General features: G+C 66.5%; 8 protein-coding genes. 7 read left to right on the top strand and 1 reads right to left on the bottom strand.

Features of this window, described 5'->3' with window-relative positions; translation table 11 throughout:
• Positions 1 to 720 precede the first annotated feature (720 nt).
• On the top strand, positions 721 to 18,834 hold the full coding sequence (locus ACQP0C_RS06745; protein WP_433731580.1) for an amino acid adenylation domain-containing protein: 18,114 nt from the start codon (positions 721 to 723) through the stop codon (positions 18,832 to 18,834).
• A 55-nt stretch (positions 18,835 to 18,889) separates the two neighbouring features.
• On the opposite strand, the gene ACQP0C_RS06750 is transcribed toward ACQP0C_RS06745, so the two are convergent.
• Entirely contained in the window at positions 18,890 to 19,504 is a 615-nt protein-coding gene (locus ACQP0C_RS06750) for a hypothetical protein (protein WP_433731582.1), read from the bottom strand.
• Positions 19,505 to 20,472: 968 nt separating this feature from the next.
• Between ACQP0C_RS06750 and ACQP0C_RS06755 the strand changes: the two genes are divergently transcribed.
• From ACQP0C_RS06755 to ACQP0C_RS06780, 6 genes are read left to right on the top strand one after another with little or no spacing between them, the layout of a single operon-like run.
• The gene (locus ACQP0C_RS06755) at positions 20,473 to 20,862 is read left to right on the top strand and encodes a TcmI family type II polyketide cyclase (protein WP_433731584.1); all 390 of its coding nucleotides are present in this window, start codon (positions 20,473 to 20,475) and stop codon (positions 20,860 to 20,862) included.
• The gene (locus ACQP0C_RS06760) at positions 20,863 to 21,120 is read left to right on the top strand and encodes an acyl carrier protein (RefSeq protein ID WP_433731586.1); all 258 of its coding nucleotides are present in this window, start codon (positions 20,863 to 20,865) and stop codon (positions 21,118 to 21,120) included. It abuts the gene before it with no gap.
• Entirely contained in the window at positions 21,117 to 22,043 is a 927-nt protein-coding gene (locus ACQP0C_RS06765; RefSeq protein ID WP_433731588.1) for a cupin domain-containing protein, read from the top strand. Before ACQP0C_RS06760 ends, ACQP0C_RS06765 begins: the two co-directional genes overlap by 4 nt.
• The gene (locus tag ACQP0C_RS06770) at positions 22,040 to 23,302 is read left to right on the top strand and encodes a beta-ketoacyl-[acyl-carrier-protein] synthase family protein (RefSeq protein ID WP_433731590.1); all 1,263 of its coding nucleotides are present in this window, start codon (positions 22,040 to 22,042) and stop codon (positions 23,300 to 23,302) included. The genes ACQP0C_RS06765 and ACQP0C_RS06770 overlap by 4 nt, the downstream gene beginning before the upstream one ends.
• Positions 23,299 to 24,549, top strand: coding sequence for a beta-ketoacyl synthase N-terminal-like domain-containing protein (locus ACQP0C_RS06775; protein ID WP_433731592.1), 1,251 nt, complete (start codon positions 23,299 to 23,301; stop codon positions 24,547 to 24,549). Before ACQP0C_RS06770 ends, ACQP0C_RS06775 begins: the two co-directional genes overlap by 4 nt.
• On the top strand, positions 24,546 to 25,379 hold the full coding sequence (locus ACQP0C_RS06780) for an SDR family NAD(P)-dependent oxidoreductase (protein ID WP_433731594.1): 834 nt from the start codon (positions 24,546 to 24,548) through the stop codon (positions 25,377 to 25,379). Before ACQP0C_RS06775 ends, ACQP0C_RS06780 begins: the two co-directional genes overlap by 4 nt.
• Position 25,380: the final 1 nt, after the last annotated feature.

Here is a 25,380-nt window from a genome sequence, read left to right on the forward strand (position 1 = left end):
ATCGTTGCAGTCGGCTATTCCCAGTACGGACCGCTGCCGGCCCGCCCGTGGGCGTACGAGTGGATTTCGAAGCGCAAATTCACCGGCTCCTGATGCCTTGTCAATCCTGCTGTATCAGGGGGCTGATAGCGCCTCAATATCCGACACAGCTATCTGAGAGCATTCTTCTGATCGGGGGATCCTATCGGCGGTGAAGAGCCCTGGATCTCCCGCGGGATTCGATGTCTACCTGGTGTTGGAGTATTCGAAACAGGTCGCACAGTTGTTCGGGATTCCGAGGCCGACCGTGGGGTCGTGGAACTGTCGGCAGTCCAACCTGACTGATCATGGTGATTATTAGCCAACTCATTGCTATTCTATCAGTCTGAACTGCTCATCGGTGCTCTCACAGCCTAGATGCCACGTTATAGCCACTTTGACGGCGCGGCACGTGTCTGCGCTGTATTTGCTGCTGGATGCCAAATCGTGCTCGAAACTTGTGACTTTAGTCCCTGGGATTGTGCTGCGGGCGACCTCACGATGGACGGATGGCCGAGACATCCGACCGGTTGGATCGCCGCGCATGCGTCAATGGAATCGGGTGTGCCGATCGCCATGACGGTGCCCCCTGAGCGTGCGATCCGGTTGTCCCACTATGTTGCAAAGCTTCAACAGGCTGATGATCAGCAACTTCACGGCAATAACTGAGCTTCTGCGATGAATGGTTCGGCGGAGGTCGAAATGGACCAATTGAAGAGCGGCATCGATGACAATTCGGACGCGTCATTCGTTCTTCCACTGACCGCTGCACAGCGAGGAATCTGGTTTGCCCAGCTTCTCGCGGAATCGTCGCCGATATCTGTGGCCCAATACGTCGAGATCGCAGGCGAGTTGGACGCGGAATTGCTTGCCGAGGTCTGTAGAACCGCCGGTCTCGAGTTCGGATCCGGACATCTGCGCCTGATCGAGGTCGACGGCGAGCCACGTCAGTTCGTCGACGAGGACCACGGCGGTCAGGTGTCGATCGTGGACTTGCGCCGGCACGCCGATCCGGTTGCGACTGCGCACAGACTCATGGTTCAGGACTATTCAGCTCCGCTGGACCTGCTGAATGACGACCTCATGACGAGCATTGTGTTCCAGGTCGGCGAGGGCCATTTCCTGTGGTACCAGCGCGCGCACCATATCGCGCTCGACGGATTTGCCGCGGTAACAATGCTGCACCGGATAACCGAGTTGTACAACGCTCGGGTGAGATCCGAGGACGCGGCGCCGTGCATGGCGCAGGACCTGGGGGACGTCGTCCAGCAGGATCTGGCTTACCGAGGTTCCGAGCGTTTCGACAACGACCGCAAGTACTGGCTGGACCACCTGGCGGGCGCGCCTCCCGTCGTCAGCCTGGCGGGTCGGGTGGGCAAGCCGACCATTCATCCGGCGCTGGTCAGCACAGCGCTCCCCGACGACACCGCGCAGCTGCTGGAAAGCGTCGCGCTCGAGCACGGCACGAGCGCGACGCCGATCATCGTCGCGGCGTTCGCCGCTTATCTCGCGCGGATGACCGGAAGCGATGAAGTATTGCTGAGCCTGCCGGTTTCGGGTCGGCACTCTGCCGTGCTGCGCCGTTCCGGGGGGATGGTGGCAAATGTGGTCCCGCTGCGAGTGCGGGTCGCCGACCGCAGCGTCGATGAACTGATCGCCGCCGTGCTGAGCGAGTTGACGAGTGCCCTTCGGCGGCAGCGCTACCGCCAAGAGGACATATTCCATGACATGGGGATTGCGCGCGATGAGGCGGCATCGTTCGGGCCGGCCGTGAACCTCATGATGATCGAGAACGAGGTTGTGCTCGGCAACACAACAGGCCGCCTGCACGTGCTCACTTCGGGCCCTACCGCCGACCTCTTCGTCAATATCTACCCGGGCGCGGGCAAGGACAGCACACATATCGACTTCCAGGGCAATCCGAATGCCTACAGCCCTGAGGAACTCGCCGGTCACCACCGCCGGTTCCTCATGTTTCTGCACGAGTTCCTCGCCGGGGGAAAGGGATGTCCGGTCAGCAGACTGCCGCTGCTCGAAGTCCAGGAACGGTCTGCGCTGCTGCCGGTGCGCGGGCCCAGCGGGGTCGAAACGCGGCTGCTTCCGGAGATTCTGACCGAGAGCGCGCGTCGGAATCGCAGTGCGTGCGCGATCGCCTCGGCCGGGCAGACGATGACCTATGGCGAGCTGGACACCAGATCCTCCCAGCTGGCGCGGCATCTGATAGCTCTGGGTTGTGGGCCGGACACGGCGGTGGCGATCATGCTGCACCGCTCGGTCGAATCGATCGTGGCGACGTGGGCCGTCGCGAAATGCGGTGCTGCCTTCGTGCAGCTGTCCCCCGAATATCCGTCGAAGCGGATAGACCACGTGATCGCTGATAGCGGCGCAACCGTGGCGATCACGGTCGATGCCCTGCGCGAGCGGCTCCCGCACGATATCCCCAGTGTGGTTCTCGATGCCCCCGCGATCGGGTGGGAATCCGATACCGCGAGCGGACCGATTTCCGACGATGACCGTATCCACCCACTACGACCGTCCAACGTCGCCTACATCACCTATACCTCCGGATCCACCGGAACGCCGAAGGGCGTCCAGGTCACCCACACCGGCCTCGCGAATCTAGTTGCCGACCGCGCCGCCACCTATGGCCTCGACACGACCTCCCGCGTGTCCTATGCCCTCTCGCCCAGTTTCGACGCCTCCCTGGAACAGTTCCTGACCTGCTTCGCGAACGGGTCCACGTTGGTGATCGTGCCGCCCGAGGTGACCGGCGGTGAGCCGCTCACGCAACTGCTGGCCGACGAGCACGTGACCCACCTGACGCTGACGCCCACGATGCTGGCAACCATGGACCCGCGTCCGACGACCGATCTGCGGGTGGTCGTGGTCGGTGGCGACGTCTGTCCGCCGCACGTCATCGAGCGGTGGACACCTTCGTTGTCCATGTACAACGAGTACGGTCCCACCGAAACCACCGTGACCGCTGTCGGCGCGCTGCTGACACCCGGCCACGCCCACACGGTCGGTGGCCCGATCCGTGGCGTCTCGGCGATGGTGCTGGACCGAACGCTGCAGCCGGTGCCCAAGGGCACCGCGGGCGAGTTGTATCTCGCTGGGCCGGGATTGGCCCGTGGATACAGCCGTCTGTCCGTAGAAACCGCCGCCCGGTTCGTCGCCGATCCCTACGGCGGTAACGGCGAGCGGATGTACCGCACCGGCGATATCGCGCGCTGGACCGGCGACAGCGCCGAGATGGCGCTGGAATTGCTGGGGCGCAGCGACTTCCAGGTCAAGATCCGCGGATACCGGATCGAACCGGGTGAAATCGACGCCGTGCTCACCACACACGAGGACGTGGACATTTCCGTCACGGTGCCGGTGCGGAACAACGCCGACACGACGGTGCTGGCGTCCTATGTCGTCCCGGTCAGCGGCCGTCGGATCGATCCGCTCGAACTCCACCGCTTCGCCCACGATTCGCTGCCGCCGCATATGGTCCCGGCGGTGATCCTGTCGTTGGACAGCCTGCCGATGAACACCTTCGGCAAGCTCGATCGCAGCGCTTTGCCGAAGCCCGAATTCGGGACCGCGCCGGTCGGTCGGGCGCCGGCCACAGCCCGGGAAAAGACGGTCGCAAGGCTGTTCGCCGAGGTGCTCGGCGTGCCTCGGGTCGCAGCGGACGACAGCTTCTTCGCCCTCGGCGGTGACAGTATTCTGTCGATCCGCCTGGTGGCGCGGGCCAAGGCCGAGGGCCTGAGTTTCTCCACCCAGGATGTGTTCGTGCACAAGACCGTCGCGGGCCTGGCGGCCACCGCGACGGAAGCCCGCGATACCCCCGAGCTGGCCGAGTTGCCCGGTGCCGGCGTCGGGCCGATGCCGTTGTCGCCGATCATGCGCGCAATGCTCGAGCGGGGTCGTCACAACCGATTTGCGCAGGCCGCGCTCGTGCAGCTGCCCGAGGGGGTTGATCGAGCGGGTCTCGTGCGCGCATTGGGATCCCTGCTGGACCGCCACGATATGCTGCGCGCGGTACTGCGCGGCGGTGATTCGGCTGATCGGTACGTCGAGATACTCGATCGGGCAACGGTCGACCCGGACACCGTGCTCGTCGAGGTTCGGCTCGACAAACGTAACGCCGCCGAAGTCGACCGGTACCTGCAGAAGGCCGCGGATCGATTGAGACCGGGCAACGGCGTGCTCGTTCAGGCCGTCTGGATTCAGGATCGCAAGGGCTCGGCTCCCGATCTGATGTGGCTGGTTATCCACCATCTGGCCGTCGACGCGGTGTCATGGCGCATCATCCTCGCCGACCTCGCGCAGGCCTGGTCGCAGATTTCCGATGGCGGCGAACCGCATTTCGGCCCGGTCACCACCTCGTTCCGGCGGTGGGTGCACGGCCTGGTTGAGGCGGCGCCGAGCCGGCGGTCGGCGGAACTCGACCGGTGGAAAGACGTACTCGAGCGAGGCGATCAGCTGCTCGGATCGCGTCGTCTGATTCCGGACCGTGATGTGACGGCCACGGCGGGCCGGGTACATCAGCGCATCCCGGCAGCGGTTGCCGATGCGGTGCTCACCACCATCCCGGACCGCTTCCACTGCAGCGCCAACGAACCGCTGCTGGCGGCCCTGGTACTGGCACTCGGTGAGTGGCGGCGCAGGCGCGGTGCGGCGGCGGCCGGCGAGCTGATCTCGCTGGAGGGACACGGCCGCGAGGAGCAGGCCGTCCCCGGCGCCGATCTCAGCGCCACCGTGGGCTGGTTCACCACACGTTTCCCGGTCCGGATCGAATGCGGGAATGTCGACCTCGATGATGCGCTGGCCGGCGGCATGAGTGCGGGACTGGCGATAAGGCAGGTGAAGGAGCAGTTGCGCGCGGTGCCCGGCAACGGCATCGGCTATCAGATGCTGCGTCACCTCGATCCACAGGGCAGCGCCGAGCTCGCAGACCTGCCCGAACCCCAGATCAGTTTCAACTACCTCGGGCGGGTGGGTGTCGGTGAACACTCCGGTCCCTGGGCACCCACCACCGAATTCACCGCGCTGACCGCGACCAGCGATCCGGCGATGACGCTGGCTGCTGTGCTCGACATCAATGCGATCGCCGAGGCAGGTCGCGACGGGCTCGAACTCGACGTCACCTGGCAGTTCGCCTCGCAGATTTTGAATGGCGAGGAGGTCAGCCAGCTCGCCGGGCTGTGGGTCCGCGCCCTGGGGGCGCTCGCCGATCACGTCCGATCCGACACCACACCCGGCTTCACCCCATCCGACTTCCCGCTCGTCGCGGTATCGCAGGACGATGTCGACAACTGGCTGCGGGAATACCCGTCGATGACCGATGTGTGGCCGCTGACCGCCCTGCAGTCCGGGCTGCTGTTCCACACGATCTACGACCGGGACGGCGACGACGGCTACATCGTGCAGGCGGCGCTGACCTTCGCCGGGCAGGTGGACGGGGAGCGGATGCGGCGCGCCGCGCAGGTGCTCATCGACCGGCACGACAGCCTGCGGACCGCATTCGTCGAAAGTGCCGATGGGCCACGTCAGATCGTATTGCGCGACACCACGGTCGATTGGGGCGAGTCGAGTGTCACCGACATCAGCGATGTCGGTCAGCAGACGCAAGCGCTGCGGCGACTCGCGACGGCGGCCGCGGCTGCGTTCGACCCGGCCCGCCCGCCGCTGGTGCGTTTCCATCTCGTGCGCACCGGCGTCGATAGGTTCCAGTTGCTGGTCACCAACCACCACCTCGTGCTGGACGGCTGGTCGATGCCCCTGCTGATCCACGAATTGCTCGCGCTGTACACATCCGATGGCGATACCGCCGAACTCGCGCCCCCGCGTTCGTATCGAGAGTATCTGCAGTGGCTGCAGGTTCAGGATCGCGACGCCGCAACCGCGGCGTGGCGGGAGCTGCTCGCCGGAATCGACAGTCCGACGCGGGTCACGAGCGGGTCCGAACGGACGGTCACCGCCGACGCCGGTGAAGTCGGCCTGAACCTGGACGCCGCGACCACCGCCGCGATTGTCGATCTGGGCCGCTCGCACGGCGTCACCGCCAACACGGCCCTGCAGGTGGCGTGGGCATTGCTGGTGGCCGTCCTGACCGGACGGTCGGACGTGGTGTTCGGCAATACGATCTCGCACCGGCCGCCGCAGATTCCGGATGTCGAGCGCATGGTCGGGCTCCTGGTCAACACGCTGCCCGTCCGAGTCCGGCTCCAACCCGACGAAACCGTCGGCGACCTGCTCATCCGCGTGCAATCCGAGCAAGCCGCGATGCTGGACCACCAGCACATCGGCTTGGCGGAGCTGCAACGGGCCACCGGTATCACCGATATGTTCGACACCGCGACGGTGCTCGAGTCCTATCCGCTCGACCGGGAACTGTTGGCGCGCAATCTCTCCGACGCCGGATTGCGGTTCGTCGAGATCGACGCACACGATGCCACGCCGTATCCGCTGAGTTTGCAGGTGAGGCCGCCGCGGTCGAGTCGCGACCGGCGACCGGACGCCGACGAGCCCGACACCTACACGGTGACGCTGAAATTCGCCACCGACCGATTCGATGCGGACGCCGCCCGCACGCTGCTCGAACGATTCGAGCTGCTGCTCACCCAGATCGTCATGGATCCCGCCCGCCCGGTCGCCGCGATCTCGTCCTGCTGGGATTCCGAACGCGCGGAACTACTTTCGGTCGGTGGCGCGGAGCCGGCCGCGGAGCTCGTGCTGCGCGACATCCTGTGGGGCACCGCGCGCAGGTATCCCGATGCCGTTGCCGTCCGGTGCGGCGACACCACCTGGACCTATCGTGAGCTGGAGCGACGCGCCGATGGGTTCGCTCGCCTGCTGGCCGGCCACGGTGCTCGCGCCGAGTCGATCGTCGCATTGGCCGTGCCCCGTTCGGCCGAACTGGTCGTCGCGATCTGGGCGGTGGCGAAGACGGGTGCCGCCTTCCTGCCCTTGGATCCCGGCAATCCCGCCGCGCGGATCGCGGAGTTGTTGTCCGACTCGCGGACCGGTCTGGGCGTGACGACCAGCGCTGTGGCACCGCAGCTTCCGGATTCCGTCGACTGGTTGATCCTGGACGCTTCGGATTCCGATGCCCAGGAGGGTCTACTTCGTCCGTCCGATGTCCCGACCGGGGCCGACCGGCTGTCGGCCGACAATGCGGCCTACGTGATCTATACGTCCGGATCGACCGGCACACCGAAGGCGGTCCACCTCAGCCATCGAGGTCTGGCCGACCTGGTCGCGGCGCAAGTCGACGCCTTCGGTGTGGGCCCGGATTCGGTGGTGTTGCAGGTCGCGTCGCCGGGATTCGACGCCTGCTTGTCGGAGTTGCTGTTGGCGCACGGCAGTGGCGCCTGTCTCGTGGTTGCGCCACCGGAGGCGTACGCCGGGGCCGACCTCGAGGAATTGCTTCGGGCGCAGCAGGTTTCGCACGCGATCATCACCCCGTCCGTGCTGAATACCCTGGATCCGTCCCGGACGCCGTCGTTGACTTCGCTCGCGGTCGTCGGTGAAGCGACCGGGCCGGACACCGTGAACCGGTGGGGCACTGGACGACGGCTCATGAATCATTACGGACCGACCGAGTGCACGATCTGGGCGACGGGGTCGGATGCCCTGGTACCCGGCGAGCCGGTGACGATCGGTGGCCCGATCCGAGGCGCGTCCGCGATGGTTCTCGACACGTGGCTGCGACCGGTGCCGATCGGTGTCGCGGGCGAACTGTATATCGGTGGGCCCGGACTGGCCCGCGGGTATGTCGATCGACCGGGCGTGACCGCGTCGCGCTTGGTCGCGGATCCGCGATCCACCCGCGGCGAGCGGATCTACCGCACCGGCGATTCCGTGCGCTGGGTGCGCGGACGCACCGGGTTGGTCCTGGAATACTTGGGTCGCTGCGATCAGCAGGTCAAGATTCACGGCTTGCGGATCGAGCCGGGGGAAATCGATGCCCATATCACCCGACACCCGGACGTGGCGAGCGTTGCCACCGTTGCGGTGCAAGGGCCTGCCGGCGAACCGGTTCTGGTGTCCTATGTCGTCTCCGCGCCGGGCGTTGCCTTGGATGTGGCGGCACTCGGCGACGACCTCGCGGTCCGGCTACCTCGCTATATGAATCCCGCGGCGATCGTGCGGCTCGAGGAGATGCCGCGCACGCCTACGGGAAAGATCGATCGGAAAGCATTGCAGCGGCGCGCCTTCGATTCCGACGCCGCAGGCGGCAGAGCGCCGTCGACGCGGCTGGAGCAGGTCGTGGCGCAGCTCTTCGCCGATGTGCTCCATATCGACACTGTGTCCGCCGATAGCAATTTCTTCGCGCTCGGCGGGGACAGCATCGTCTCTATGCGACTCGTGGCGCTGGCCAGAGCCGCCGGGCTCACGCTCACGCCGCGAGATGTATTCGAAGGCAAGACAGTTGCCGCCCTCGCCGCCATGGCGGGCGGTGATACGCCTCCCGCGACAATCGAGGAACCCACTCGACTCCCGACGGCGGAGCGCGCCTCGGATTCTCCGCTTGTCGCGCTCACGCAACAGGACATCGATCGGCTCGAGCGGCAGTACCGCGGCCTGTCCGACGTATGGCCGTTGTCGCCCACGCAATCCGGGATGCACTTCCACTCGACGTTCGACCCGGATGCCGGGGACAACTACACCGTCCAGACGATGATCGGATTTTCCGGCGCGCTCGACGGTGAGCGCCTGCGACGTGCGGCTCAGGCCGTGGTCGACCGGCACGATATCCTGCGGGCCGCCTTCGTGCAGACCTCGGCCGGGCCGTGCCAGATCGTGCTGGACCAGGCCGAGATCCCGTTCCGAGAGATCGATCTCGCCGGTGGTGGCGATGCGGACTCCCCGGCCGACCCGGAAGCGATTGCCGCAGCGGACGCGGCGGCGGGGTTCGACCTGTCGGCGCCTCCGCTCCTGCGCTTCACGCTGATCCGTCTCGATGCGCGGTCCTTCCGGCTACTCGTCACGAATCATCATGTGATCCTGGATGGCTGGTCGATGCCGTTGCTGATGCGAGAACTGCTCGACTACTACGGATCTCCCGAACACATCGACGCCGCCGGACCTGCCCCCTCCTACCGCGACTATCTGTCCTGGCTGGGTCGGCAGGACAGCGCCGCATCCAAAGCGGCATGGGCGCAAGCCTTTTCCGACGTCGACGCACCCACCCGGGTGTCCCGCGCCGCTGGCGCGGCCGGCTCGGTATCGGCCGCCGAGGTCGTGGCCGAGCTGATGACGGATCGTTTCGGCGAACTGCGTCGAGTGGCGGCGGAGTCCGCCGTCACCATCAACACCGCGGTCGCCGCGGCCTGGGCGCTGAATCTGCGTCTGCTGACCGGTGAGACCGATGTGATCTTCGGCTCCTCGGTGTCGGGCCGGCCCCCCGAGTTGCCGCTGGTCGATCAGACGCTCGGCATGTTCCTGAATACGATTCCCGTGCGAGTCCCGCTCGAACCCACGATGACGGTCCGCGAGTTGCTGACCGGCATTCAGGCGCGGCACGCCCGCATGCTGGAGCATCACCATATCGGCCTACCCGAGATTCACCGCAGCGTCGGCCTGTCCGAACTCTTCGACACCGCCATCACCTTCCAGTCGTTCCCCGTCGACCGGATGGCACTGCAGCAACTCGTCGATTCGGCGGGCCTGCGAGTGGACGAACTCAGCGGTGTGGACGCAACGCCGTACCCGCTGAGCCTGGCCGTGGAACCGAAGCAATCCGAGGACGGCGAGGCACAGGGACTGCGGATCACCCTCCGATTCCACGACCAGGTATTCGACACCGCGTCGGCGCGCCGCATCCTCGACCGCTTCGTCGAGTTGCTGTGCCGAATCGCCGCAAACGCCGACATGCGGCTGGTCGAGCTGCCGCTCGACGAGGAACCGGGGCCGGCATGGCCGATTTCGGGTGCGCACGCCGCGATCCCGGACACGTTGGACCGGATACTCGCCGCTTCGGCTCATACCGAACCCGATGCGATCGCCGTGCGGTGCGGTACGGCCGCCATGACCTACCGCCAGCTCGACGAGCGATCCGCTCGGCTGGCTCGGGTCCTGCTGCGGCACGGCGCCCGGCCGGGACGGGTCATCGCCTCCGTGCTTCCGCGATCCCTGGCGGCGACGGTCACCGTGTGGGCCGTGGCGAAGACCGGTGCCGCCTTCCTGCCGATCGATCCGACCCTGCCATCGGAGCGGATCGAATTTCTGCTGTCGGACTCGGACGCCGTGCTCGGACTGACCGACACGTCCGCCAGCAAGCATCTTCCCGACGGCGTCGACTGGCTGGTCCTCGACCAGGAGCGGACGCTCGGCGCCGTGGACTCGGTTGCGGCCACGCCGATCACCAATGCCGAACGCGGCGGACCGATTCGGCGGGATCAGACCGCGTACGTGAGCTACACCTCCGGCTCGACCGGAACGCCCAAGGGCGTACTCGTCAGCCATCGTGGTCTGGCCGACCTCGTCGCGGCACAGCGGCGAGTACTCGGTGTCGACCTGATGTCGGTGGTACTGCAGGTCGCCTCGCCCAGCTTCGACGCCTCGGTGTTCGAGTTGTTGATGGCGCACGGTTCGGGCGGTCGACTGGTCGTATCGCCGGCCGATGTCTACGCCGGACCCGAGTTGGCGGATCTGATCGGGCGCGAACGTATTTCGCATGCCGTCGTGACTCCCTCGGCGCTGGCGACAGTTCCGTGCAGCGGTCTCGACGGGCTGCGTGTGCTGGCAACAGCCGGTGAGCCGGTCGGGCCGGAACTGGTCGATCGGTGGGCGCCGGATCGCACCATGGTCAATCTCTACGGGCCGAGCGAAAGCACCATCTGGGCTAGCGCCAGCGATGCACTGGCTTCCGGTGCCGCGATCACGATCGGCAGGCCGGTCGGCCCCGTCGCGGCCGCGATCCTGGATACCTGGTTGCGGCCCGTGCCGCACGGTGTCGCGGGTGAGCTGTACCTGTTCGGCGCCGGCCTGGCCGATGGGTACGTCGCCAGGACGGGGTTGACCGCGGCGCGGTTCGTCGCCTGCCCGTTCGGGCAGCCGGGTCAGCGCATGTACCGCACCGGTGATGTGGTGCGCCGCAGCGCCGATGACGCGATGGAGTTCCTGGGGCGCAACGATTTTCAGGTGAAGGTGCGCGGCACCAGGATCGAGCTGGGAGAGATCGACGCGGTGCTGGGTGCGCGTGCGGATGTGGCATATGCGGTCACAGTGCCGCGCCGCGATGGCGGGCGACCGGTGCTGCTGGTGTCCTATGTCGTGCCCGCGACCGGGACGGAGGTATCGGGCGAGCAGTTGCGTGCGGCGCTGGCCGAGGCGCTGCCCCGGTACATGGTCCCGTCCGCGGTGATGGTGCTGGACGAGGTGCCGCTGACCGCCAACGGGAAGCTGGATCGCGAGCGGTTGCCCGAGCCGCTTGCCGTCGCGCGCGAATTCCGGGCGCCCTCGCCCGGGTTGGAAGAGTTGGTCGCGCAGACATTCGAGCAGGTGCTCCACGTGGACCGGGTGGGCGTCGACGACGACTTCTTCGCGCTGGGCGGTGATTCGCTGAGCGCCGCGCTGGTGGTGGCGCGCATAGGCGCGGCCCGTAACGTGCGAGTTCCCGTGCGGTCGGTATTCGAGGCGCCGACCGTCGGCGAATTGGCCGCGCGCGCAGCGACACTCAGCGGTGGGGGCCGCTTGCCCCTGCTGCCCGGAGTACACCCCGACCCCGTACCGCTGTCGCTGGCACAGCAGCGGATGTGGTTCTTGAACCGGTTCGAGCCGGACTCTGCGGCATACAACATTCCGGTGATGCTGCGTTTGTCGGGACGGTTGGATACCGAGGCGCTGGCGGCCGCGCTCGCCGATGTGGTCGGGCGGCACGAGGTATTGCGGACGATATATCCGGAAACCTCCGGTGAGCCGCGGCAGGTCGTTCTCGACGAGGCCGCGGTGCCGGTGGAGCCGGTGCGGGTGCCGGCGGATTCGGTCCCGGATGTGGTGGGCGAGTTCGTGCGGCGCGGATTCGATGTGACCGCCCGCGTGCCGATGCGAGTGGGATTGTTCGAGCTCGACAGTGACACAGGAGAATTCCTGCTGGTGCTGGTGGTCCATCACATCGCCGGCGATGGTCAGTCGATGGGGCCACTGGCTCGTGACGTGATGGCGGCCTATGTCGCGCGAGTGGCCGGACACGCGCCGCAATGGCAGCCGCTCGCTGTGCAGTACGCGGATTTCGCGTGGTGGCAACGGCAGATGCTGGGGGCCGCGGACGATCCGGCATCGTTGCTGTCCACGCAGCTGGAGTTCTGGCGCTCGACGCTCGCGGGCGCACCGGACCGGCTGGAACTACCGGGCGATCGACCACGCCCGGCCGTCGCCTCGCTGTCGGGAGGCCGGGTACCGGTGCAGATCGGTGCGAGGCTGCACGAGCGGCTGCTCACGCTGGCACGGTCGCGGGGGTCGTCGCTGTTCATGGTGATGCATGCCGCGCTGGCAACGGTATTGGGGCGGCTCAGTGGCAGCGATGACGTAGTGATCGGCACCCCGGTCGCGGGGCGCGGCGAGCCCGGTCTGGACGATCTGGTGGGGATGTTCGTCAACACCCTCGCATTGCGTACCCGGGTGGATACGGGCGAGCCGTTCGCCGAGTTGCTGATGCGCACCCGGGAGACGGACCTGCTGGCGTTCGAGCACGCGGACGTGCCGTTCGAGCGGGTCGTGGAGGAGTTGAACCCGGAGCGGTCCGCGGCGCGGCATCCGTTGTTCCAGGTTGCCCTGGCGTTCCAGAATGTGTCGACGGTCGATGTGGCGCTGCCCGACGTGCGGGTTGCCCGCGCGGATGTGGATACCGGGGCGAGCCAGTTCGACCTGCAACTGGTGCTTTCCGATTCATCCGGCAATGCCGCTGTGTCGCAGGGTATCTCGGGAATGATGACCTATGCGCGGGATCTGTTCGACGAGGCGAGCACGGCGGGAATTGTCCGACGGCTGGTGCGGGTACTGGAAGCCGTCGCCGACGATCCGGCCGTTGTGGTCGGGGATATCGACTGGCTGGAAGCCGACGAGCGCTCGGCGCTCATCTCGCGAGTGGGTACCCGCACCGTGGCGGCGCTGGAGCCGTCCGGATTGCTGCCGGAGGTGTTCGCCTCGGCCGTCCGCGACAACGGCGACGGTATCGCCGTTGTCGCGGGGGATGCCACATTGTCGTATGCACAGCTGGACGAACGATCGAGCCGGCTGGCGCGACTGCTGATCCGCCGTGGCGCCGGACCGGAGAATACGGTGCTGGTTGCGGCGGCGCGGTCGATGGAGTCCGTTATCGCGTGGTGGGCGGTGGTGAAGTCCGGTGCGGCATACGTGCCGGTGGACCCCAGCTATCCCGTCGGCCGGATCGAGCAGATGGTGTCGGATTCCGATGCGACGCTGGGGATTACGGTGTCCTCGGCGCGTGCCCAGGTGCCCGATTCGGTGGACTGGATCGTGCTCGACGATCCGGTCGTCGGCGCGCAGATCGACGCGTCGGCGAGCGGCCCGATCGGCGATGACGAGCGGACGCGGCCGTTGCGGGCCTCGAATGTCGCCTACGTGGTCTTCACCTCCGGATCCACCGGGGTGCCGAAGGGCGTCGCCGTTACCCATTCCGGCATTGCCGATTTCGTCTCGGGGTGGCGCGCCGACCGCGAGCTCCGACGCACGTCCAGGGTGTTGCATTTCGCGTCGCCGTCGTTCGACGCCGCACTGATGGAGATCCTGATCGCGGTCAGCCGGGCCGGCGCACTGGTCGTGGCGCCGACGGGGATCTACGGCGGCGGTGAGCTGGCCGAGTTCCTGCGCGTGCAGCGGGTCACCCACGCGTTCATGACCCCGGCCGCGCTCGCGTCGGTGGATCCGGCCGGGCTGGGCGACTTGCGGCTGGTGATGTCCGGTGGTGAGGAGGTCCCGGCGGATCTGGTGAGCCGATGGGCGAGCACCGACGTCGCAGGCGCCCGGAAGTTCCAGGTGCTGTACGGGCCGACCGAGGCGACGATTGTCGCCACGGCGATGTTTGCGCTGCAATCGGATGACCGGCCGACGATCGGTGCCCCGGTGCCCGGAATACAGGCGTTGGTCCTGGATGCCCGGCTGCAGCCGGTGCCGGTGGGGGTGGCCGGAGAGCTGTATCTGGCGGGCCCGGTGCTGGCGCGCGGATACCTGAACATGGCCGCTACCAATGCGGCGCGGTTCGTCGCGCATCCGTTCGGGGAACCGGGACGCCGCATGTACCGCACCGGTGATGTGGTGCGCTGGAATACCGACGCTGCCCTGGAGTTCTTGGGGCGCAACGATTTCCAGGTGAAGATCCGTGGCTACCGGGTCGAGCTGGGCGAGATCGACGCGGTGTTGAGCGCCCGGGCGGAGGTGGCATACGCGATCACGATGCCGTGGCGTGCGGGCACGGGTCCGGCGCAGCTGGTGTCCTATGTGGTGCCCGAAAACAAGGCGAGTGCCTCGGGCGAGCAGTTGCGGGCGGCGTTGGCCGAGGCGTTGCCGTCATATCTGGTGCCCGCCGCGGTAATGATCCTCGACGCGATCCCCCTGTTGCCGAATGGCAAGCTCGACCGCGCGGCCCTGCCCGCACCCGTCGTCCAGGCCAAGCGATTCCGGGCCCCGGCGTCGCCGGTGGAGGAAATCGTGGCCGGCGTATTCGCCGACCTCCTCGGCATCGACGGTCCCGTGGGCGCCGACGACGACTTCTTCGAACTGGGTGGCAACAGCCTGGTGGCCACCCGCGTAGCCGCGCGGATCGGTGCGGCGCTCGACGCGACCATCCCGGCGTCGATGATCTTCGAGGCGCCGACGGTCGCGAGGTTGGCCGCGCGCGCCGAATCGCAGGCCGACACCGGTCGGGTGGCGCTGACGGCACAGCCACGGCCGCGGCGAATTCCCCTGTCCTTCGCACAGCAGCGAATGTGGTTCCTGAACCGGCTCGAGCCCGACTCGGCCGCCTACAGCATTCCGATCGTGCTGCGGCTGTCCGGAAAGCTGAATCTCGACGCGCTGCGCGCGGCCGTCGAGGATGTGCTGAACCGGCACGAGGTACTGCGGACCGTGTACCCGTATGCCGAGGGTGAGCCCGCGCAGGTTGTCCTTCCGGTCGCCGAGGCAATTGCGCCGATAGTGGCGACCTCGGTCACGGAATCGGAACTGGCCGAATCGTTGTCGGCGTTCGTCTCGACGGTGTTCGATGTGACGGTCGAGGCGCCGGTGCGGGTACGGTTGTTCGAGCTCGGGCCGAACGAGTGGGTCCTGGCCGCGGTGGTGCACCACATTTCCTGCGACGGCTCCTCGCTCGGCCCGCTGGCACGGGACATGATGGCCGCGTACACCGCGCACCTGCTCGGGGAGACACCGAGCTGGCCGCCGCTGCCGGTGCAGTACGCCGACTTCGCGATCTGGCAGCAGACGGTGCTGGGAACCGAAGACGATCCGGAATCGCTGCTACGCGCCCAGATCGACTACTGGACACTCGAATTGGCGGAGCTCCCGGTTTTGCTGGAGCTGCCGACCGACCGACCGCGTCCGCCCGTGCAGAGCTATGCGGGCGCGAGCATACCGATAACCGTCGGTGCCGATCTGCACGCGGGATTGCAGCGGGTCGCGCGAGCACACAACACGACGCTGTTCATGGTCTTCCACGCTGCGCTGGCGGCCACGCTGGCCCGACTGGCCGGCACGGACGATATAGCGATCGGCACTCCGTATGCGGGACGCGGCGAACCCGAACTCGACGATCTGGTCGGGATGTTCGTCAACACGCTGGTGCTGCGGACCCGGTTGACCCCGGGGATAACCTTCACACAGCTGCTCGAGCAGGTGCGCGGGACCGATCTGGCCGCGTTCGGGCATGCCGATGTTCCGTTCGAGCGGCTGGTGCAGGAGCTCAATCCGGTGCGGTCGCACGCACACCATCCGCTGTTCCAGGTGATGTTGGCATTCCAGAACGTCGGCGGGGCCGAGTTCGAACTTCCGGAGCTCTCGGCGTCGGCTGTGACGGCCGACACCGACACCGCGCTGTTCGATCTGCAGATCACGGTGTCGGATTCCTACGACTGCACCGGTGCCGCGGCCGGCATCAGCGGCGGGTTGACCTACGCGAGCGACCTCTTCGACGCGACGACGGTGACCACGATCGTCGATCGTCTGCTGCGGTTGCTCGGCGCACTGGTGACCGATGCGGCGCAGCCGGTGCACGAGGTGGATCTGCTCGACGTCGATGAACGGGAAGCCGTTCTGACGCAGTGGAATTCGACCGATCGGATGCTCCCTCCCGGCGAGACGCTCACCTCGATCTTCGCCCACTCCGTGCAGTCGTGTGCGGACCGGACCGCGCTGATATTCGGCGAACAGTCGCTGACCTATGCGGAATTCGCGTCTCGCGTCTACCGGTTGGCGCGGTGGTTGATCTCCCGCGGAGTGGGTCCGGAGTCGTTGGTGGCGCTGCGGATGCGGCGTTCAGTGGACCAGGTCACCGCCATGTACGCGGTGCACGCCGCCGGCGGTGGATACGTGCCGGTCGATCCGGACCTGCCGGCCGACCGCATCGCCTACATGCTTTCGATCGCCGCACCGGTGCTGGAGCTGTCGTCCCTCGACGGGCTGGAGCTGTCCGGATTCGATGACGCGCCGGTCACCGACGCCGATCGGCTCGCGCCGCTGCGACCGCACAACGTCGCATACGTGCTCTTCACGTCGGGGTCGACCGGGCGCCCGAAAGGTGTTGCAGTATCACATTATTCGGTGGTGAACCAGTTGCGGTGGGTCATCGAGACCTACACGATGACGTCGAATGACGTGGTGCTGCTGAAGTCCCCGGCCACGTTCGACATGTCGGTGTGGGAGCTGTTCGCGACACTGGCGGTGGGCGCGCGGCTGGTGATCGTGCGAACCGACGGGCATACCGACCCGGCCTACCTCGCCGAAACCATTGCCACCCAGCGGGTCACGATCACCGCGTTCGTGCCGTCGATGCTGGCGGTATTCGCGGACGCGGCGCCCGCGGAGTCGCTGGCGTCGGTGCGGACGCTCCTGGTGGGCGGTGAGGCATTCGGACCCGAGGTGGTGGCCGCGGTGCGGCGACTGGTGCCCGGGGTCGAGTTGCACAATCTGTACGGGCCGACCGAGTTCACCGTGTGCGCGGCCGCACATCGGGTGACCGAAGCCGACACCGGGAACATGCCGATGGGCATACCGGTATGGAACGCGCGGGCCTACGTACTCGACAACCGGTTGCATCCGGTGCCGCCCGGTGTCGCCGGCGAGCTGTACTTGGCGGGCGCCCAACTCACCCGCGGCTATCGGTCACGTCCGGGCCTCACCGCGGAGCGGTTCGTGGCCGACCCGTTCGGTGACGGCCGGCGCCTGTACCGCACCGGCGACTTGGTGCGCTGGCGCCACAGCGGCGAACTGGAATACCTGGGCCGCACCGACTTCCAGGTGAAGCTGCGCGGTCTGCGTATCGAACTCGGTGAAATCGAGGCGGTACTCGCCGAGCACCCCAGCATCGCCCGGGCGATCGCGGTGGTGCGCTCCACCGGTGCGGTGGACCACCTCGTCGCCTACCTCATGCCTGCCGCGGGCGCCACGGTCGACACCGCGGTCATCTCGGCGCACGCGGCAACCAAACTGCCCGACTACATGGTGCCCACCACGATGATGGTGCTCGACACGGTGCCCCTCACCGCGTCGGGCAAGCTGGACCGTCCGCGGCTACCGGAGGCGGTGCTCGCGGTCAGGGAGTTCAGGGAGCCCTCGTCGTGGCTGGAAGGGGAGGTCGCACGGGCCTTCGGAGCGGTGCTCGGCGTGGATCGGGTTGGCGTCGACGACGACTTCTACGCATTGGGTGGTAACTCGCTGAAGTCGGTGCAGGTGGTGAGCGAGTTGCGCAAGGAACTCGATTACGAGATTCCGATCAGCTGGATGCTGTCGGATCATTGTCCGGCCGACCTGGCAAAGCGGATCGAGTCCGGAATGCGCTCGGGTCCCGCCGTCGACCGGACCGATGACGGCTTCGACGTGCTGCTGCCGATCCGGACCGGCGGTGAGCTGCCACCACTGTTCTGTATCCACCCGGCGGTGGGCCTGTCGTGGTGTTACCGCACACTCGACCGATACTTGTCCGACGGTCGACCGATCTACGGCCTGCAGGCGCCGCAGATCGGCGGCGAGCTCCCCGGTCCGACGTCGATCGAGGAAATGGCCGAACGCTACTTCGACGAGATTCGCGCGGTTCAGCCGGACGGCCCCTATCACCTCCTCGGCTGGTCGCTGGGTGGTGCCATCGCCCATGCCATCGCCGTCGAGATGCGCGCCGCCGGTGCAGAGGTTGCGCTATTGGCACTGTTGGACGCCGAGGTGGATGGTGTCGACGAGTCGACGCTGCGCGCCGTCAGGGCCGGAGAACTGATCAGCAATCTCGGCCCGGTCATGGGCGTCGATTTCGTGAGCCCCGATGCGACCGCCGAGGAGGCCGCCGAACTGATCGAACGGCACCTCGGGGGCAGCTTCGGTATCGACGCCGCACGGATCGAGCGCCTGACCGACGCCTACAACCTGGCGATCCGGGCAGCGAGTGAGTGGCGGCCCGCGGTCTTGGACAGCGACATGCTCTACTTCGCCGCGACCCGGGAAAGGCGATCCGATGCTGCGGGTCACGAAGGGTGGGCGCGGGTGGTCCGCGGGCAGATGTCGATTTTCGACATCGATGCGAGCCACCTCGCAATGACCGAACCGGGTGCGATTGCCCAGATCGCCCGGATCCTCAATGCCCGACTGGATCGATGATCGCGGCTATCTCGGCGAGATGGTGGGTACCGGATCCGTCGGTTCGGCCGTCCTCTTACGGGAGGGGCGTGGTGATGCCCACTACCGCCCCGACCGACGCCCCGAGTGCCCCACCGAGCACGGCGGCAGGTCCGGCGATGGCAGCGGCGCCGACGGCCGCGCCCAGGAGCGGGCCGGCAACCAAGCCGGTCGGCATGAACGGGATACCGGCAACGAACCCGGCGGCCGCGCCGACCGCGCCGGCGGCTACCGCGACGGGCGCGGACACTCCCGCGGCGAGGCCCGCACCGATTGCCGCACCGACGCTCGCGTCGACGGCGGTGATGGAGCATCGGCGGGGATCTACAGGGAAGTGTTCGCAGAACGCCTGAATCGGCTCCGGATCCATGGCCGACGGCGCGTCCGGCGCGTCCACCGTCCCGAGCAGGGTCCGGCGGTAGGCGGCGAGCGGGTTCGCCGGGCCGACAGCTCGATCGGCGCGGTGCATGTCGACCGGCGACTGGCCGAGTAGAGCGAGAAGGGTCGGCGAGGGGAAAGAACTCTGCCCCTGCTCATAGCGCGTCAGCGATAGCCGGTCCGCTGTCGCCGGTGGCGTGGCAGGTGGCTGCGCGGTGTCATCCGGGGCTGGGTTGGCTACTCCGGTTCCGAGGAAAACCGCAAGCGGCAACATGCTCGCAATCAATAGTGGACGTGATCGGCGCCAACGAACGGCTTCCGGCATTCCGCACCTCCTGGACGTCTAACTCTCGTATTTGTCGCATGTTGCGGCGCAGTCAGCTTAAGCGGCGGGCGCGGCTGGGGCGGGGAGAACTGCCGAATCCCGTGTGCGCCCGCAAATCTGTGGCTATGTCGAGCATGCCGCGCTATCCGAATGCGCCGGATCGGTTCCCGCTGTGCTTGTCGGCCCGCCGAGCGCTGACACCGGCCCGCCGAGCGAACGGCAGCGGCCGGAGCCTCCAGTCCTGTCGGCGCAGGAAGACATTGGCGATGGACAGCGAGCGCGCGTAGACCGTGCGCTACGGGTGTCGATGATGATGTCTTCGAGCGCGACGGCTCGGCCCTGCCGGGGCTGGGGCGCGATTATCAACCCGTCATTGTCAACCATTGTGCATGACTTCGAGATCAGTTGTGGGCCAAGCCATCCCGCACACTGAGTGCGCCCAGTGGTCAATGCGGTGCGCATGCCGTGGCTGTGCTCGGCGTTGACCTCCCGGACCGCCCGGATCAGGCGCACGACCGCTGTGCCGCTATCAACTATTGCAATTAGCATTAATTATTTCAGTAATCATTCTAGCGTCGGCGAATCGCGTGCAACTGCATTGTCGTTAACACTCATTTCGACGGTATTACATGATTGTCGCTGCGAAAGTCGTTGAAATGTAATCCACCGCCCAGTACCACCTTGGTGTTGTTAATCTCACCCCAAAGGTGCTGGGTAGTGCACATCAAGGGGTGTGGATCGCCGCCCGGCTCCGCCAATAAAGTTCATGGCACGCCTCAATCCAGTCCCGGCGTCCAGCCCATTTCCCAAACGAATCTGGACAGGAGAAGCTCTATGTTTTTTCAACGTTGTAGCAACTATGCCGCAATGGCACGCGTGCCCGAGCGAGTCGTTTTCGGCAGACGTGAGGTCGTGAAATGAATCGTTCACTGATCATCGCTCGAATACTTCCGCACGCCGCTTCCCGCGTTGCCGACATCTTCGCCGAATCCGATGCGACAGCTCTGCCGGAGATCGCGGGCGTCGCCCGGCGGGAACTCTATGTCCTGGGTGATCTCTATGTGCACTTGCTGGAGACCGCGGAACCCGGCGCGGCCGCAATCGGTGCGGCTCAGCAGCATCCGGAGTTCGCGCGGGTGAGCTCCCGGCTGGGTGAATTCATTTCACCCTATCTCCCGACATGGCAATCCCCGGCGGATGCGCGCGCCCACATGTTCTACAGCTGGACACCGCAAACCGGTCCCACGCTGGAAATTCCGAGCCGATCGGCGTCGGATGCCGACACAAAATGGAATGAGGAGAAGTAAGTGTCCACAACATTCACCATGGAAACCCTCCGCGCGATCCTGGACAAGCATGTCGGGGTCGATATCAGCCCGCACGAGTTGCAGTCGGTAGACAGTTCGACAATGGCGGAACTCGGCGTGGATTCGCTTGCCGTCTTCGAGATCCAGAGTGTTGTGGAACGCGACTTCGACGTCAGGTTGCCCGCTCAGCTGATCGAGATGACCGGTGCCGAATTGGTCCGGTACGTCGAGCGCGCAGAGAGCGTGGAGGTCGCATGATGTCCGGTCACACAGAAAACACGATTCACATCGACGCGCCCCTCGACGTGGTGTGGAACTCGACCAACGACGTGCGAAGCTGGCCGGACCTGTTCTCCGAATACGCCGCCGTCGACGTTCTCGCACAGTACGGCGACACTGTCCGATTCCGGCTCACGATGCACCCGGACGAGGCGGGTCGAGTATGGAGCTGGGTCAGCGAACGAACCGTTGATCCGATCAACCGAACCGTCAACGCACATCGCGTGGAGACCGGACCGTTCGAGTACATGCGCATCCACTGGCACTATGCCGAGTCCGGAGCGGGCACCCGAATGACCTGGATCCAGGACTTTCACATGCGACCGAATGCACCGCTCGACGACGCTGGCATGACCGACCGAATCAACACCAACAGCGTGATCCAGATGCAGCTCATCAAGGAAAAGGTCGAACGTCGCCACACCCTGGAATCCGCCGCGCAAGCTACACCGACGCATCACCCATCGAGCGAATCTGTCACCGTGCCGAGCATTCGACCGGGCCGCGTCGATGCTTCCGACCTTCCCGCCGACCGCCGCCGGGGAGGTGAGATCAGGACTGTGCTGAGCCCGAAAACCGTCGGCAGCACGTCCGGGTTCACCGGCGTTGCCACATTGGAGCCCGGTGAGCGCATCGCCGAGCACTACCACCCGTATTCGGAAGAGTTCCTGTTCTGCGTACAAGGGGAACTCGCCGTCGACCTCGACGGTGAGGAGTGGCCGGTGACAGCGGGGCAGGGACTGTTCATCCCGATCGGTGTCCGGCACCGGTTGCGCAATATCGGGACCGAGACCGCGAGCGTCGTCTTCCATCTCGGACCACTCGCCCCACGACCCGAACTCGGCCACGTGGACACCGAACCGTCGGACAGTGCCCCCGTGGCCGCGGAGAGAGCTCGATGACCAGGGTCGCCGTCACGGGGGTCGGCGTCGTCGCGCCGGGCGGAATCGGACGCAGGTCGTTCTGGGACTGTTTGTCGTCCGGGCGCACCGCGACCCGTCGGATCAGTGCATTTGATCCGACGGGGTTTCGCTCGCAGGTGGCGGCGGAATGCGATTTCGATCCGCAGGCATACGGGCTGTCGCCCAGGCAGGCGCGCCGCTGTGATCGCATGACTCAGTTCGCGCTCGTTGCCGCCCGCGAGGCGATGCAGGACAGCGGTCTGGAATTGTCCGACGCCGCGCGTGACGTATTCGGGGTGTCGCTGGGCTCGGCGGTCGGAGCGACCATCACCCTGGAGAACGAGTACGTCATCGCCAGTGACGGTGGCCGGGAATGGCTGGTCGACGAGGGGTCCGTGCTGCCCCACATGTATCAGGCCCTCGTCCCCAGCAGCATGGCCGCCGAGGTTTCGGCGTTGTACGAGTTGCACGGTCCGGCAGCGGTCATCTCGACGGGCTGCACATCCGGCATCGACTCGATCGGGTACGGACTTCACATGATCGAAGACGGTGACGCCGACTTCGTTCTTGCCGGTGCGTCGGACGCGCCTATCTCACCGATCTCCGTCGCCGCGTTCGACGCGATCCGGGCGACCACCGATGACAACGACGATCCCGAGCACGCGTCTCGACCCTTCGATATGACGCGGGCCGGATTCGTGCTCGGGGAAGGTGCGGCGGTGCTGATGTTGGAGAAGCTCGAACACGCACTGGATCGGGGTGCCCACATCTACTGCGAGATCGGCGGGTATGCCTCGCGCTGCAACGGCTTCCACATGACCGGCCTGCGCCCGGACGGGCTCGAGATGAGCATTGCCATCAGGGCCGCGATGGACCAAGCCCGGCGCGATCCCAGCGCGATCGGATACATCAGCGCCCACGGCTCGGGCACGAAGCAAAATGACCGCCACGAAACGGCCGCCTTCAAAAAGGCGCTCGGTGCGGCCGCGTACGAGGTGCCGATCAGCTCGATCAAGTCGATGGTGGGGCATTCGCTCGGGGCGATCGGCTCTATCGAAATGGCTGCGTGCGCGTTGGCGATCGACACCGGCGTGATACCGCCGACCGCCAACTGGAGTAACCGAGATCCTGAGTGCGACCTGGACTACGTCCCGAACATCGCGCGCAACGCCACCGTCGATACGGCGTTGTCGGTCGGCAGTGGGTTCGGCGGTTTCCAGTCCGCGATGGTCTTCACCCGTCCGGAGGAATTGCGATGACCCGCCGAGCAGTGATCACCGGGATAGGCGTTGTCGCCCCGAGCGGCACGTCGGCGAGCGCGCACTGGAAAACCGTTGTGGCAGGTGAGAACCGGATCGCACCGATCACCCACTTCGATGCCTCCGGGTATTCGACCACGCTGGCCGGAGAGGTCCGCGACTTCGTGCCGCAACTGCACATGGACCGCCGCCTGATCGTGCAGACCGACCGGTGGACGTGGATGTCGATGGCGGCGACAACGCAGGCCTTGGCGGATGCGGAGCTCGATCCGTCCAGTCTGGATCCGTACCAGATGTCGGTCGCATTGGCGAGCTCGTCGGGCGGAAATCACTTCGGCCAGCAGGAGTTGCAGCGGCTGTGGTCAGGAGAGAAACGCACCGTCGGCACCTATCAATCGATCGCCTGGTTCTATGCGGCAAGTGTTGGGCAAACCTCGATTCTGCATCAGATGAAAGGTCCGTCGAGCGTGCTCGTCTCCGAAGCGGCGGGTGGCCTGGACAGCCTCGGATACGCGGCTCGTGCCATCCGTCGCGGCACCGACGTCGTCCTGGCCGGCGGCACCGAGGCGCCACTGGGCCCTTACGCGCTCACCTGCTTGCAGCGCAGCGGATGGCTGAGCCGGCGAAAGGACCCCGCACGCGGGTACCTCCCCTTCGATGCCGATGCCGCCGGATATGTCCCCGGCGAGGGCGGTGCCATTTTCGTCGTGGAAGAAGAGCAGCACGCATTGCGGCGCGGCGCACCTTACGTCTACGCGGAGGTCGCAGGGTATGCCGCCAACCACGACGGACGTACCTCCCACCCCTGCGGCGACGCGACCGGCGAGCAGCCGTCGAAGTACCTTGCCGCCGCACTACGAGCAGCGCTGCAGCGTGCGCAGACCGCGCCGGGACGAACAGATGTCCTGTTCGCCGACTCAGCCGGCGTGCCAGCTGCCGACCGGGCCGAAGCCGACGCGATCCGGACTGTCTTCCCCGACGGGGTACCGGTCACCGGTCAGAAAGGGCTGTTGGGCAGAGCCGCCCACGGCAGTTCCGCACTCGACGTTGCGACCGCCGTGCTGGCAATGCGGGAGCAAACTCTGCCCGCGTTCGGGGCGCTGGTCAACCCAGCCCCGGGCTGCGAACTCGATTTCATCGCTGCTCCGCAACGAGCGGCCGTCCATGTCGCCGCCGTCGCCGCACGCGGATACGACGGCTTCAACAGCGCGTTGATTCTGCGCCGACCCGAAGGAGTCCGACAGTGAACGACAACGAGAACACCCTCGCCAGCCGGCTCGGATGCCCTGCTGTGCGACTGCGTGAGCATCCGACAACCGACAATCCCGCCGCCGTGCAGCAGGCGCCGCTGAACCTGCGACTGACCGGCAAGACTGCGATCGTCACCGGCGGCACCCGCGGCATCGGCCTGGGCATCGTCCGCGCGTTGGCCGCGCAAGGCGCGCAAGTGACAGCGATCGGCAGCAGACCCAGCGCCGCCGCCGCCGACCTCGCACGGGAACTGGACACGGCCACCGCACCCGGCCGCGTGTGCTTCGCGAACGTCGCCGACCCCGCGGAAGTCGCCGCCATCGTCGAGACTGCCCCGGCCACCGTCGACATCGTCGTCAACAACGCAGGGGTCGTGTCGAATACGCCGCTGCTGAAGATGGATCCGGCTGAATGGCACCGTGTCGTCGACACCAACTTGACCGGGATGTACCTGATGGTGCGCGCGCTTCTGCCTCGCCTTGGCAAGTCCGCGTCGATCATCAACATCTCCTCCGCCGTCGCGAATGTCGGAATGCCCAACCGGACGCACTACACGGCATCCAAGGCCGGCGTGCACGGCCTGACTCGCTCGCTGTGCAAGGAATTGGGGCCGCAGGGCATCCGCGTCAACACCGTCGCCCCCGGAATCATCGAAACCGACCAGATCATCGGTCTGGCCGAAGATCAGAGACAGCGCTACGCGGCCTTGGCGGCCCTCGGCCGTCTCGGCCGCCCCGGCGACGTCGCCGGCGCCGTGCTGTTCCTCGCCAGCGAACTCGCACAGTTCGTCAACGGTGTCTGCCTCAACGTCGACGGAGGAATCTGAC

The sequence above is a fragment of the Nocardia sp. CA-129566 genome, from assembly GCF_050956075.1.
Lineage (GTDB): Bacteria > Actinomycetota > Actinomycetes > Mycobacteriales > Mycobacteriaceae > Nocardia.